At 63.4% G+C, this 13,013-nt stretch carries 11 protein-coding genes; 2 read left to right on the top strand and 9 right to left on the bottom strand.

Features of this window, described 5'->3' with window-relative positions; all coding sequences use genetic code 11:
* Positions 1 to 116 precede the first annotated feature (116 nt).
* Positions 117 to 1,427 (top strand): NADH-quinone oxidoreductase subunit NuoF, encoded by a 1,311-nt coding sequence (nuoF, locus tag HPY64_15010; GenBank protein NPV68451.1) that lies wholly within the window; start codon positions 117 to 119, stop codon positions 1,425 to 1,427.
* A gap of 73 nt (positions 1,428 to 1,500) precedes the next feature.
* On the opposite strand, the gene HPY64_15005 is transcribed toward nuoF, so the two are convergent.
* The 3 genes from HPY64_15005 to HPY64_14995 form a co-directional block, all read right to left on the bottom strand.
* Positions 1,501 to 1,998, bottom strand: coding sequence for a DUF3368 domain-containing protein (locus HPY64_15005; GenBank protein NPV68450.1), 498 nt, complete (start codon positions 1,996 to 1,998; stop codon positions 1,501 to 1,503).
* Positions 1,964 to 3,028, bottom strand: coding sequence for an ImmA/IrrE family metallo-endopeptidase (locus HPY64_15000; GenBank protein NPV68449.1), 1,065 nt, complete (start codon positions 3,026 to 3,028; stop codon positions 1,964 to 1,966). Before HPY64_15000 ends, HPY64_15005 begins: the two co-directional genes overlap by 35 nt.
* A 105-nt stretch (positions 3,029 to 3,133) precedes the next feature.
* Positions 3,134 to 5,038, bottom strand: a complete 1,905-nt coding sequence (locus HPY64_14995) for a hypothetical protein (protein NPV68448.1) — start codon at positions 5,036 to 5,038, stop codon at positions 3,134 to 3,136.
* 156 nt (positions 5,039 to 5,194) lie between these two features.
* Here HPY64_14995 and HPY64_14990 point away from each other — a divergent pair, with 156 nt between their 5' ends.
* On the top strand, positions 5,195 to 5,716 hold the full coding sequence (locus tag HPY64_14990) for a nitroreductase family protein (protein NPV68447.1): 522 nt from the start codon (positions 5,195 to 5,197) through the stop codon (positions 5,714 to 5,716).
* A 4-nt stretch (positions 5,717 to 5,720) separates the two neighbouring features.
* On the opposite strand, the gene HPY64_14985 is transcribed toward HPY64_14990, so the two are convergent.
* From HPY64_14985 to mgtE, 6 genes are all read right to left on the bottom strand, one after another.
* Complete coding sequence (locus HPY64_14985; GenBank protein ID NPV68446.1) at positions 5,721 to 6,581, bottom strand: LLM class flavin-dependent oxidoreductase; 861 nt, start codon at positions 6,579 to 6,581, stop codon at positions 5,721 to 5,723.
* Positions 6,582 to 6,681: 100 nt separating this feature from the next.
* Positions 6,682 to 7,026: a DUF3795 domain-containing protein gene (locus HPY64_14980; protein NPV68445.1), complete on the bottom strand. Its 345-nt coding sequence runs from the start codon at positions 7,024 to 7,026 to the stop codon at positions 6,682 to 6,684.
* Between the two features lie 158 nt (positions 7,027 to 7,184).
* The gene (locus tag HPY64_14975; GenBank protein NPV68444.1) at positions 7,185 to 8,132 is read right to left on the bottom strand and encodes a site-specific integrase; all 948 of its coding nucleotides are present in this window, start codon (positions 8,130 to 8,132) and stop codon (positions 7,185 to 7,187) included.
* An 81-nt stretch (positions 8,133 to 8,213) separates the two neighbouring features.
* Complete coding sequence (locus tag HPY64_14970; GenBank protein ID NPV68443.1) at positions 8,214 to 9,518, bottom strand: ATP-binding cassette domain-containing protein; 1,305 nt, start codon at positions 9,516 to 9,518, stop codon at positions 8,214 to 8,216.
* Positions 9,519 to 9,521: 3 nt separating this feature from the next.
* The gene (locus tag HPY64_14965; protein ID NPV68442.1) at positions 9,522 to 11,249 is read right to left on the bottom strand and encodes an ABC transporter permease subunit; all 1,728 of its coding nucleotides are present in this window, start codon (positions 11,247 to 11,249) and stop codon (positions 9,522 to 9,524) included.
* A 37-nt stretch (positions 11,250 to 11,286) separates the two neighbouring features.
* Positions 11,287 to 12,636: a magnesium transporter gene (gene mgtE / locus HPY64_14960; protein NPV68441.1), complete on the bottom strand. Its 1,350-nt coding sequence runs from the start codon at positions 12,634 to 12,636 to the stop codon at positions 11,287 to 11,289.
* Positions 12,637 to 13,013: the final 377 nt, after the last annotated feature.

Raw genomic sequence — 13,013 nt, 5'->3', positions numbered from 1 at the left:
CGATGGTCTTGCTATAATTCCCGTGCAATATCCGGTCCAGCTCACCGCCCGGTCCTGTGGCGGTAGCGCGGCAAGCCGGTACCCGGCAGCGCGGGCTTACTCAGGGAGCGTACCAAGTGGAGCAGCACATCCTACTGCGGCATCGGGACATTGAGAACATCCACCGCCTTGAGGTTTACCGGCAGCATGGCGGCTTTGAGGCGTTCCGGAAAGCAGTCACTACGATGACACCCGACGAGGTGATCGAGGTGGTCAAAGCCTCCAACCTGCGCGGACGTGGCGGCGCAGGCTTCCCGACCGGCGTCAAATGGAGCTTCATCCCCAAGCATGAACCGATCAAGTATGTGGTGGTCAACGCTGATGAATCCGAACCGGGCACGTTCAAAGACCGTGAGATTCTGGAAAAGAACCCACACCAGCTGATCGAAGGCGCGCTGATCGCCGCTTATGCCATCCAGGCGAAGGCCATCTATGTTTACTGCCGCGGCGAATTCTGGGACCTGGCCCATGAGCTGGATCAGCATATCGCCGCTGTCCGCGAGGCGGGCTTCCTCGGCCAGAACATCCTCGGCTCCAGCTGGTCGTGCGAAATGTACACTCATCTGGGCGCGGGCGCCTACATCTGTGGGGAGGAATCGGCACTGCTCAACAGTTTGCAGGGGTTGCTGGGCCAGCCACGGGTGCGCCCACCCTTCCCGGCGCAAAAGGGCGGTGGCCTCTACTACGAGGCGACGGTCGTCAACAATGTGGAGACTCTGACCAACGTCCCCTGGATCATCATGCACGGCGCGGACGCCTACAAGCAGATGGGTACGCCGGAAAGCCCTGGCCCCAAGATTTATTGCCTGAGCGGGCATGTGGCCCGCCCTGGCAACTACGAGCTGCCGCTGGGCATCACCTTCCGTGAGTTGATCTTTGAGCACGCGGGCGGCATCCCGGACGACCGGCGGCTCAAGGCCATCCTGCCCTCCGGCGCCTCGGGGCCGGTTCTGCCCGCGACGGATGAAGTGCTGGACACCCCACTGACCTATGAAGCAGTGGCCCAGATTGGCTCGACGCTCGGTTCAGCCTCGATCATCCTGCTGGATGAGACGGTCAACATGGCCTGGGCGGCGGCTAAAATGATGGAGTTTTTCTCCCACGAAAGCTGTGGGAAGTGCACGCCGTGCCGCGAGGGAACCTACTGGAGCAAGATGCGCTACCGCGCCCTGCTTGGTGGGCGGGTGCAATCTGAGAAGGATATCGACATCCTGGCTGACGTGGCCGGGCAGATGGCCGGGATCACCCTGTGCGCGCTGGGGGAGTTCGCCGTCAACCCGGTGGTGGCGACGATCAAGCACTTCCGGGAGGATTACCTGGCCTGGATCAAACAGGCGGAGGAGAAGCAGGCGGCGCGACCCCCCGCGCGGGAGAAAGCCCCGGCGTAGCTTCCTTACCAGCCAGTACGAAAGATCATCAAAGGCAGCCAGCCCTTCCGCTGGCTGTTTTTGTTCGGAAGGGTTATTCCCAGCGCCTCAACCGTGTTTCGCATTCCTCAAGGGGGAGACGGCAGTTGTTGTCAAGCATGGCTTTCAACGCGGTGGCAGCCTCACTCTCAGAAAGCACATCCAGGCGCACCATTTCATCCAGCAGCCAGAGTGTACCATGCACCGGGATACCGGTTTCTCTGGCAAGCCTGCGCAGAGCGTGATCGCCGGTCAGGAGTGTGGCCTTCCGGTCTCGAGCCAGCACAAAGGCCTGCAGATCGTTGACCGAAATACGAGGATACTGTCGGGAAAGCGTTATAACCTCGATAAGTTGTCGAGGCTCCAGCGAAAGGCGGGCCATGCCCATCAACTCAACCTGCGCGCCTTCAGGGTCTTGTAACTCCGCGACGATGACATCTGGGGCAGCGAATTGAAAGGGAAGCTGAAAGAGGTGCGCCAGTATGCCACCCTGATACAGGTCGATGATGATATTGGTGTCAGCGATGCAGATTGACGGCTGGCTCTGGATCATAGAGGCTCGTTCTCTGCTTCAGATAGACACCCAGTGACAGACCCATCAACTCCGCCGCGCGTGCCTCCGAAATGATCCTCTCTGCCAGCAAGCGCCGTACCAAGCGGTGCATCCTGCCGGGCGTTTCCGGCGGTAATGGCTCAGGCTCCTGTCTGCGCCAGCGGCGGGCGCTCAACTGCCGCCACAACCCTTCGGCGGCGTGTTCGCTCAGGATGCCCAGGTCTTTGGCCCGGTAAATCCAGGCCCCCATGCTCATGCCGTATTTTCGCTTGAGCATGACTAGCTCCAGGAGGTCGAGGTGTGTCCGTTGCTCGCCCAGTTCCTGGCGGGCCGCTTCCGCAGGGACAAGAAAGGCCCCGGCGAAGCGGTGCGCTGCCTTTTCCTCATCCAATTTGCCTGCCACCTTCAACATGATGTGTCCCAGCTCGTGGGTCAGATCAAAGCGTTGCCGGTCGCCGGGGCGGTTGCTATTGACCGCAATGATAGGTGCTTTGCCATTGTAGAGGAAGGTGCAGGCGTCGAAATTGTCGTCGCCCGCAATCAGACCAACCTTGATCCCCTTCGCCTCCAGCAACTCGGTCAGGTTGTTGATCGGATCGTTGCCGAGTTGCCAGATCTGCCGCAACGCGGCAGCGGCTTCCTCCGCTTCTACCAGAGTCCGTACTTCCTGCGGGAAACCTTCTGGCATTTCAAAGCGGTGCTCTTCCAGGCAAAGCGATTCGACCAGCAGGTAGCGTTCCAGCCAGTCCTGAATCTGGGCCTGGATAGCGTGTTGTGCCTTTGCACCGAGTCTGCTGTGTTTGCGGTAGACGGGTTCGATTGCCAGTGACGGGGCGTTGCGCAGGAAGAACTCCGGGCGCACGTCCAGGGCTGCACTTAGCCTGAGCAACACCTCTGAGCCAGGCATCATCTCATTGTTCTCATACTTTGAGATAGCCATGGCGCTCACGCCGGCACGAGCGGCCAGATCGCGCTGGCTGAGGCGTGACCTGACCCGTGCCAGTTTAAGGCGCTCTCCAATGCCGTTCATGGTATCACCCTCCGCGAGGTTACCTTACATATACTTATTGTTTACATTTTATATTAATTTTTGAATTTTGTAAACCATGCCGATATGGTGAGAACCGGTCTCATCCTACCGGATTGTGACCGGTCCCAGCTCAAGCTCCGCTGCCTGCCGCCCATCAGCAGTGGTGACCGGCAGCGGTTCCTCCGGCGTGTCATCGGCAAACGCGGTCAGCCTGATTCGCCATTCGCCCGGCGCGGCATCCTCTGGTAGTGGCAGGCGGATGGCATCGCCCACCTGTTCGCCGGGCGCCCAGCACGTGGTTGGATAGCGCGCGTCCAACGGTTGCCAGGTGATCACCTCCGGCGTGGGTATGCCGTCCGGCCCCACCAGCGTCGCTGAGAATGTATAAGGCGTGGTCGTGCGCCTGGCAGCCTGCCAGTCCAGCCGGAGCACGATCGCCCCATCCTCGGCAGTCGCGTCCCAGCCGGTTAAGGTAAACAGATCGCCGAAGTGGGCATCGGCGGGCTGTGTTGCCTGCAGGCTACCGGGCGGGGTGGGAGGTGGCCCCAGATCGGAGATCATCGTGTCCCACATGGCCGCCGGGGCGACCAGCAGCGCCACCTGGCAGGCGGCGATCACGCCCCAGGCAGCCGCCTGGCGACGCTCCCCGGCCAGCCGGTGCAGGCCGTCCGCGGCGGCAATCAGCACGAACGGCGTGTAGAGCAGCCAGACGCGCCCGGTCTCCCCGCGTGAGATGCCGCTGAGGTCGATTATGAGGATGGCGATGAGCATCACCAGACCGACGTTACCGATTGCCCTGGCTTCCGGTTCCTTTGCCGGGTGGAACGTCCCGGCCAGCCACAGCGCGATCAGGGGGACGCCGGTGAATAGCACCCAGTCCTGCAGGTGCAGCCATACCCAGGGCAGGTAAGGCCGCTCCAGGGGGATGTGCTGGGTCATGGAAGCGGCCAGGATGTCGAGCGGCGTGAGATCGCTGGCCAGCCAGAAGATCAGCCAGGGTAGGCCGAACCCGGCGACCAGCCAGGCGGCCAGCGGCAGGCCTGCCCGCAGCACACGCAGGAGATTCCAGCCGTACTTCCTGACCAGATCGAGCACGACATACAACCCCAGCATCACCGGCACAGGGGCGAAGGCCGCATAGGCGAAGGTACCCAGCCCCGTGATCAGCCCGGCCAGCCCGAAGCGGTACGCGCCGTGCTCTGAGCAGCACCAGCGGGTGATCAGATCGAACGCCAGGAGGGTCAGCAGCGGGTAGAACGTGTTCGGGCTGGCGGCGAACAGGCTGACGGCGGGCACCAGCGGCCACCAGATCGCCGCCCAGCGGCCCTGCTCCGGCGTGGAAAGCCGCCGCGTGCTGCTGTACAGCGGGAAGACGGCCAGGGCTGCCCAGAGCGGCATTAACGTGCCGAAGAGGGCCGACGCCCATTCCTCCGGCGCGTACTGGAGCAGCATGGGGTTGTCGCAGAAGTAGGGCAGCAGCGCCTGTTGCAGCTGCCCGGCAACGCCCGGCAGCTCCCGGAACAGAGCGTTGAGCATGGCATAGAAGAGGATCGCCCCCGGCGGACTGGTGGACATGTGGTTATTGCGCCCGACGAAACTCGCCATCACCGCCGGCCAGCGGCGCAGCGGGTCGGTGCTCCAGTCCAGTTCGGCGGCAGCGTGATGTGGCCCGGTGGTCAGGCTGGAGAGCGTCCGGCTGAGCAGCTCGAAGATCACATCGTCGTGACGCAGCCCGATCACGGCGCCGGGGATCAGGACGGCTCCCAGAAAGGCCCAGGCCAGCACCGGAGCGGTCTGGCGGACACGGTGAACGAGGACGTACGCGCCGCCAGCATAGGCGCCCAGCACGCCGAACAGCGCTAGAGCCTTCCCCAGCGGGACGGGCGCGAACGGCCAGCGCCAGCCAAACCCGCCGCGAACATAGGGCGAGATGTCGGTGAGGATGAAGAACAACAACAGGGCGGTGACTTCGATGATGACCAGCAGGAGCAGGGTGAAGCGGTTCTTCATAGGTGGCCCCAGATGTACAGGCCGCACAGATGCGTGACCAGATTATCACCGGGGCGCAGATTGGCACAAGCGGACGCAAGCCGGCGCGTCCGATTCCGCTCCTCACCCCGGCGGTACAATAGAGGCAGCGTGGGAATCATGGGGGGAGGCCGGATCATGGACGTGTGGGAAGCCATCCGCAGCAAGCGGGCTGTCCGCCAGTTCGCGGATCAGCCATTGCCGGAGCAGGTTGTGATTCGCATCCTGGACGCGGGCCGCCGCGCCCAGAGCGCCAAGAATTCCCAGCCGTGGGATTTCATCGCCATCCGGGAGCGGGAGACGCTGCGCGCCCTGGCCACCACCGGGCCGTGGATGGGCCATGTGGCCGGAGCAGCGTTGTGTGTGGTCATCGTCACGCCTGCCCCGGAGGGCAACGATCGCTACCCCTGGCACATGTTTGACGCCGGCCAAGCGGCGGCCTACATGCAACTTGCCGCCCAGGCGCTGGGTGTCGGCTCCTGCCCCGGCACGATCTACGACGAAGCCGCCGCGCGGGCAATCCTGGGCTACCCGGCGGAAAAATCAGCCCGGCTGGTGCTGTCCTTCGGCTATCCGGCGGGGGAGGCGGCGCAGCCCCGCCCGGCCAGGAAGGGCGGCCGCCGTCCGCTGGCCGAGGTCGTCCACTGGGAGCGGTGGTAGCGCCCTACCCGATCCTCGGTGGCCCCTGGGCGATGCGCTCGCGGATATTGGGCACAATCTTTTCGACCCACTGTGGGTCATCCCAGGGCACATCGCCCAGCGTGTCGGCCACCCACCAGGTGACTCCCACTTCTGAATAGGGGGCGATCGCCTCCGCCGCTGTGCCGGGGTCGGTCGGCAGCGGGCCGCTGTGCACGGCGTCAAACGGAGTGTCGGTCGTCCGGTGGCGGGCCACATGAGCCATGATCTCCCGCCAGTCGTCGGGCTTCAGCGGCCTGTCCGCGCCGGGGCAAACCCCATCCCAGCGAGCGGCGCGGGTCAGCGGGCGGCGGTGGGGCCACCAGCCGCCCACCCAGATCGGGATGCGCGGCTGTTGCAGCGGGCGCGGCAGGAAGATCAACTCCTGCAGGTGGTAGTGCTTCCCTTCAAAGTGGAACGGCTCCCCACGCCACAGGCCGGTGATGATTGCCAGCCCTTCATCCAGCATCTCCGCCCGGACGCGGGCGTCCGTCGGTTCCCCAAAGAAGCCGAAGTCCCATTGCACCGGGTCGCCAAGCCCCACGCTGAGGATCAGCCGCCCATTGGATAGCCGGTCGAGCGTGACGGCCTGACGGGCTACCTGCCAGGGCCGGCGGCGGGCCAGCGGGGTGAGCATCGGGCCAAGCCAGATGTGTTCCGTGGCAGTAGCGATAGCCGCCAGCGCCACCCAGGGATCGGCTACCGCGTTCCCGAACGGGTGGAACACCACATGATCCCACAGGAAGAAACCATCCCAGCCGGCGGCCTCCGCCTGGCGGGCCAGCGCTACCAGGGCGCGCGGGTCGGCTAACTCCCCGAACGGCGGGATGTTCACGGCGAACTTCATGCGCGTGGCGGTCATGCTCTCCCCCCTCAGATGTTTCCGCACGGCCTGTAGTGTGCCAGAAAAGCAGGGCGAAAGCTACCGCCGCGCAGAAAGCGGGTGCTCAGCGCAACATGGTACGGAGCGCGTCCAGGCGGGCTTTAGCGTCCGGGGTGTGGGAAAACATCTTCTGGAGGTGGCGGCAGTCCGGGTAATCGGCGCAGAAGGCGCAGGTCCGGATGCCCATCGCGCGGGCGCAGGCCCGCAGCGGGCATTCCCGGCACCAGCGATTGAGCCGTCCGCGGTTGGCGGTCAGGCAGCCATCGCAGGCGGCGTTGGCAGCATTCGCCTCGCCGAACCATTCCAGGGCCAGTGTCTCCAGGCGCGGCAGGTCTTCGGTCTGGGTGGCGCGATAGGCGGGGCAGGCGGCGCAGTCCAGCCCACAGTAGGCCACCATTTCGTCGATCATCGCTTTTTCTCCACAGTCGAACGGACGATCAATATTCAGTTTAGCACAAATGTTCTAAACAAGCAACTGGTGCAGAGCCAGAGGAGGCCGGAGAAACAGGAGACACGAGTCCGGAGTCAGGAAAAGGATTGGTCGCGGCGGAGGGGCGCCGGAGCAGATTACCCCGGCGTGGCGTCCAGGTCGGCCTGCCGGGCCAGCAACGCCTGCAGCTTGGCGTAGGTCTCGTACCAGCTGATGCGGCTGAGGCCCTGCTTTTCTCGCAACAGGTCTGGCTCCATACCGCGCCGCAAATCCTGCAGGGCGCTTGTCCAGCGCAGCACCACAAACGACAGCAGGAAGTCCGTGATCCCCGCCGCGATACCGATGTCCTTGAGCACGTATTCCAGGTTGCGTGCTGTGCAATCGAAGATGACTTCCTTCGGCGCATACTGCTCCAGGTACTCGTCCAGCAGGGGTGGCCATTCCGGATCAAGCGGGATGTCGCGTTCGCGGTAGCGGTTACGTGGCGAATCATGGCGCACTTTGACGATCGGCGGCGTGGTCGTCCGGTCGATGTCGGCAGGGGTAAGGGCCATCACCTCCCCCTTCTTGAGGCCGGTATCTAACAGCAGGCGGACGAGCAGGTCAGGCCGGGCGTCGGGTTTTTCCGCAAAGCGCAGACGCCCGGTGACTTCTAGCACGGCGTCGATCTGGGCCGGGGTCAGGACATGCGGTAGCGGGGCGCTGCCGGAGCGTTGCACCAGCGCCGCCGCCGGATTGGTATTGAGCACCTCGACAGTGTACAGGTAACCGAAGAACACCTTGAGCGTGGTCACGCGGCGAGCATAGCTCTTCTGGCTACAGGGGATGCCGCGCCCGTATTCGATCCAGTGCAGGAAGCGGTTGAGTGTATCGGTCGTCAGGGCCTTGAGCGGAGCCTCCCGCCCGGCGAACTCCATGAGCAGGTTGAGGTCAGAGGTGAAGGCGATGATGGTGTTGCGGGTCTTGCCCTGGCGGCGCAGGTACTGCTGGAAGGGCGTGATGGCCTCGTGCAGGGGGCTTTCCCGCGTCAGGGGCGGGTTTAGCCCATCCGAAGTAGGTAGCAGGGGGAGCTGGCGGGCGGTCATGGTGGTTGTTCCTCCAGCGAAAGAACAAATGTGCCATGTTTATTATCGCCAGCCCTCCCCGTTTTCGCAATAGCAGAAAACTCAGCCAGCGTCGACCTCCGCCATCTCCCGGAAGATCGTCTCGGTATTGTCGTCGTAGGCCAGTAGTTCGGCGTAACGGCCCCACTGGATCGCCAGATCAACCTGGTGGGCGGCTTCTTCCGGCGAGAATTCCAGTTCCAGCGCCAGCCGGATGACGTCGCGATCGAGCTGTCCCTTATCGGCGGCGTCCAGCATGGCCAGCAGCCATTTGAACATCGGCAGACGCCGGATGCGCGTGGCCAGGATCTCCTTGCGGGCCAGAATACTGGCTTCAGCGAAGGTTTCGCCCAGTGGTGTCAGGGCAATATCGCCTTTGGCGATGGTAGCGAAGCCCAGCAATTCGGCGGCCTCGGTCAGTGCGAGCACCGGATCCGTGCCCAGGTTCAATTCCTGTTCCAGCCGGTACACGTCCGTGCGGTTGCCGGGCATCTCGTCCAGGAATTCCAACAGACCGGCTAGCTCGCTCACCGACACATCCGGCAAGGCGCGGGTGCGTCCGGCCTCGCCCGGCGCACTCCCCAGCTCAATATGCTCCGGTTGGGTTTGCCCGGCCAGCAGCGCGTAGACCCGATCCAGCATGTCCAGAAACTGGGGGGATTTGCGCTGGCGCGGGTGCTCCAGAGGGATCTTCAGGTCGGCGATCACGCGTCCCGGCTGCTTATCCATCACTACCACCCGGTCGGCCATCAGCACCGCTTCTTCGATGTTATGAGTGACCATCAGGATCGCTTTGGTCGGGATGGACCCGCTGGTCCACAACTCCAGCAATTCGCCACGCAGGGATTCAGCGCTGAGCACATCCAGGGCGGAGAAGGCTTCGTCCAGGCACAGCAGTTCCGGTTCGACGGCCATTGCCCGCGCAAAGCCGACCTTCTGCCGCATCCCGCCGGAAAGCTCGCGCGGGAAGGCGGTTTCAAAGCCATCCAGACCGACCATATCCAGCAGCTCAATCGCCCGCACTGTGCGCAGGGAAGCCGGCATCCCCCGCGCCTTGAGGGCCACCTCAACGTTCTGCTGCACAGTCAGCCAGGGGAACAGGGCGAACGTCTGAAAGACGATCGTCGCGTGCGGGTTAACGCCGTTCAACGGCTGGCCGCGGTAGATCACCAGACCTTCGGCGGGCTGGTTCAGGCCGGTGACGATGCGTAGCAGGGTGCTTTTGCCACAGCCAGAGGGGCCGAGTAGCGCCACGAATTCGCCTTCGTCAATGGTCAGGTTGACGTTTTCAACCGCCGTAAAACGCCGCTCGCCCCTGCTGTATTTCTGAGTGATTCCCCTGAGTTGCAGCAGATGTTCGTTCTTCATGGCTTACTCCATTCGAAACTGCTCTTCCGCGCGGCGGTAGAGCCGCCGCCAGAGCAGGCGGTTGATCAGCGCTACGGTCAGGATCATGGTCAGGGTCGCCGCCAGCAGGAGCGGGAAGTCGCCGCTGGCGGTGGCAGCAGCGATCAGGGCGCCGATACCGGTGACCTGATGGTTTTCCCCGCCGAAGTGGAAGTACTCTGCCACGATGCTGGCGTTCCACGCGCCGCCGCTGGCCGTGATCGCCCCGGTGATGATAAAGGGGAACAGGGCGGGCAGGATCAGCGTGCGCCAGCGGGCCAGGCGATCTAGCCCCAGCAATGTGCTGGTGAACTTGAGGTCCTGGGGGATGGCTGTCGCCCCGGCGATGATGTTGAACAGCAGGTACCACTGGGTGCCCATCAGCATCAGTATGACAGCGGCGATATTCAACCCGCCCGGCAGGTGAAGCAGAAAGAGCAGCAGCACCGGGAACAGCGCTGTGGCGGGCACCGACGCCGCGATCTGGACGATCGGTTGCAGTACCGCGGCAACCTGCGGCTTGGTGCCGATCAACACGCCAACCGGGATTGTCCATGCCAGGGCGATAGCCAGCGCCGCCATGACCCGCGCCAGCGTGGCTGCTACCCCCAGGGCGATTTCCTCCCACTGGGTGAAAGACACCTGCGTCAGCAGTTCCCCGGCCTGTTCCAGGCTGTAGACCACCCCCAGCCCCAGGACAAGCGCCAGCAGATAAGCAAGCCAGGGGCGTCGCTGGCGGGCCGTCTCCTGGGTCGTGGCGGGCTGGCCAAAGCGCCCCAGTGCCATATCCAGCGCCTCGCTGATCGGGTGGTAGACGTGCTGGCCCAGCCAGGTGGTGATATGGGTAGACTGCAGCAGATTGTAGAACCACGAGGTCGGTGGATTATCGCTTTCCACCATCTCCAGCTTGAAGCGGTCAGCCCAGGCCAGCAGGGGACGCCAGACCAGCTGATCCAGCAGGATGATCACCAACAGCAGCGCAGCGATCCCCCAGGCGATGGCGCGGAAGTCCTGCTGGTTGGCGGCTTCATGCAGGTAAGCCCCCAGCCCCAGCAGCCGGAAATCCTTCTCGCCGACGGTGAAAATCTCCGCAGCCATCAGGAAGAACCAGCCGCCCGCCCAGCTCATCATGCTGTTCCACAGCAGTCCTATCGCCGCGAAGGGCAGTTCCAGCGTCCTAAAGCGCAGCCAGGTGCCGAAGCGAAAAACGGTTGAGGCCTCGTTTAGCTCGTTCGGGATGGTCGTCAGCGACTGGTACCAGACGAACACCAGGTTCCAGGCCTGGCTGGTGAAGATCAGGATGATCGAGGCCAGTTCAGCGGCGGTGGCCTGGGGTAGCACGGCGCTCAGGCTTAGCAGCACTACCGGCAGGAACGACAGAATGGGGACACTCTGTAGCACATCCAGCAGCGGCATCAGGACTTGCTCGGCCCGACGGTGGTAGGCCGCAACGCGCCCGTACACAAGCGCGAAGACCAACGAGAGCGCATAGGCCGCTGCCATGCGCCCCACCGAGCGGATGGCATAGTAGGGCAGCGCCTCAGGCGCCAGGGAGATCGGCGGTCCCGCGATCTGAGCGGGGGTGTTGATTGCCAGACGGACGCCTGCATAGATCAGGCTGATCACGATCGCCAGCACAATGACATCGGCCCAGCCAAAGCTGCGCTCTGTGGGTTGCTGAACTTTAAAGATGCCGCTGAAGAGATTCAGCATCGGGCATTCTCCAGCTGCTCAAACGATTTGCCCTGCGTCACAGGCCCATCAGCAGGCGGGCAATCGTGAAGTAGATAAACAGGCCGGTGGCGTCAACCAGGGTGCTCATCACCGGGCCAGAGACCACGGTTGGATCGATGCGCAGGCGTGTTGCCAGCAGCGGCAGGACCGCGCCCAGGCCGTTAGCCCAGATCACGATTGTCAGGATGGCCAGGGAGACGGTTGCCGCCAGATCGGGCGTGGAGTTCCAGGTTAGCGCCCGGATATAAGCCACTACCGCCATGCCCAGGCCCAGCAACAGGCCGACACGCAGTTCGTGCCACAGCGACTTGAGCGCGTCTTTCAGCTCGATGTCACCCACCGCCAGAGCGCGGATGATTGTGCTGGTGGTCTGGGAGCCGGCATTGCCGCCGGTGCCGATCAGCAGCGGGACGAAAAACGCCAGCGCTACTGCTGTCTCCAGCTCCTTCTCAAAGTGGCGCAGCACCGTGCCGGTCAGACTTTCCGTCAGGAAGAGTAACATCAGCCAGCCGATGCGCTTGCGCATGACCAGCCAGACGCTGCTTTCCAGGTAGGAGCGTCCCAGTGGCTGCGAACCACCCAGCCGCTGGATGTCCTCGGTAGCCTCGTCCTCCAGCACATCAACCACATCATCGATCGTGACCACGCCCAGCAGGCGACGGTCATGGTCAATCACGGGCAGAGCCAACAGGTCGTAGTGCGACATCAGGCGGGCGCACTCCTCCTGATCGGCTCCGACCGTGACTGAGATCACGTCGGGGTCCATGATGTCGGTGAGAAGGGTTTCAGGATCGGCCATCACCAGCTGGCGCAGGTCAACGACGCCGCACAACCGCCCAACTGCATCCACCACGAACATGTAGTAGATTGTCTCCGCCTCCGGCTTCCAGACGCGCAACGCCTCCAGGGCTTCGGCGGCGGTCATCCGCCGGCGCAGGGCCAGGAATTCCGAGGTCATCAGGCCGCCGGCGCTATCGTCCGGGTGGAGCAGCAGAGGATGGATTTCTTCCGGGTCTTCCAGGCCGGCCAGCACGCGCTGGGCCTTGTCCTGAGGGATGTCGCCCAGCAAGTCAGCGGCTTCATCCGGCTCCATCTCGTCGACGATGCGAATCAGCGCCTCGTTGGGCAGGGCCGTTGCCAACTCGGCGACTTCTTCGTCGTCCAGTTTTTCAAGAATATCCGCCGAATCATCAGGGTCCAGCTGCGGCAGGAGCGCAATCTGGGCCGCGTCGTCCAGTTCAGCAAAGACCTCAGCCTGGTCGGAGGGACGCAGCGCCTCAATGATGTTGACGGCGCCGGTCACATCGTCCTGTTCCAGGGCGCGGCGAACCTGATCGAGAACGGAATCAAGGATTCGCGGCTCCATGTACACCTCCAGGGATGTTCACTTGCCCCTGGAGACATCCCGGAGCCGCCGGATGGGGAGGGCTTAAGCGAGGGCGGAGGGACGGCCTGCCAGGGGCCAGGTTATGAAGTTATCGTCTGTTGCGCCGCGCCTGGGTCCAACATCCAGACCGGACGTGGCAGGTCCTTCGTCCATCCAGACACATCCTCTAACAGCGATACGATGCTATGATTTTCCTCCGGGATGTCCGCTGTGTCAACCGCCAAAAAAGTGGGTAGTGTATCTTTCGCGGTTGAAATTCAGATGCCGGTTGAAGGTTGCCCATCTACGCACCAAATCGCATGTGTATTTTCTCTCAAAATGACACGCGACTTCATTCTGTTGCAGGAACATGAAAA

Source organism: Anaerolineae bacterium, assembly GCA_013178165.1.
Classification (GTDB): Bacteria; Chloroflexota; Anaerolineae; order Aggregatilineales; family Ch27; genus Ch27.
This window is presented reverse-complemented; position numbering and strand designations above follow the sequence as displayed.

Excerpts from the sequence above, each read along its gene's own strand:
- HPY64_15005 (NPV68450.1), bottom strand. The coding sequence starts at position 1,998 with ATGATCCAGAGCCAGCCGTCAATCTGCATCGCTGACACCAATATCATC.
- HPY64_15000 (NPV68449.1), bottom strand. The coding sequence starts at position 3,028 with ATGAACGGCATTGGAGAGCGCCTTAAACTGGCACGGGTCAGGTCACGC.
- HPY64_14995 (NPV68448.1), bottom strand. The coding sequence starts at position 5,038 with ATGAAGAACCGCTTCACCCTGCTCCTGCTGGTCATCATCGAAGTCACC.
- HPY64_14990 (NPV68447.1), top strand. The coding sequence starts at position 5,195 with ATGGACGTGTGGGAAGCCATCCGCAGCAAGCGGGCTGTCCGCCAGTTC.
- HPY64_14985 (NPV68446.1), bottom strand. The coding sequence starts at position 6,581 with ATGAAGTTCGCCGTGAACATCCCGCCGTTCGGGGAGTTAGCCGACCCG.
- HPY64_14980 (NPV68445.1), bottom strand. The coding sequence starts at position 7,026 with ATGATCGACGAAATGGTGGCCTACTGTGGGCTGGACTGCGCCGCCTGC.
- HPY64_14975 (NPV68444.1), bottom strand. The coding sequence starts at position 8,132 with ATGACCGCCCGCCAGCTCCCCCTGCTACCTACTTCGGATGGGCTAAAC.
- HPY64_14970 (NPV68443.1), bottom strand. The coding sequence starts at position 9,518 with ATGAAGAACGAACATCTGCTGCAACTCAGGGGAATCACTCAGAAATAC.
- HPY64_14965 (NPV68442.1), bottom strand. The coding sequence starts at position 11,249 with ATGCTGAATCTCTTCAGCGGCATCTTTAAAGTTCAGCAACCCACAGAG.
- mgtE (NPV68441.1), bottom strand. The coding sequence starts at position 12,636 with ATGGAGCCGCGAATCCTTGATTCCGTTCTCGATCAGGTTCGCCGCGCC.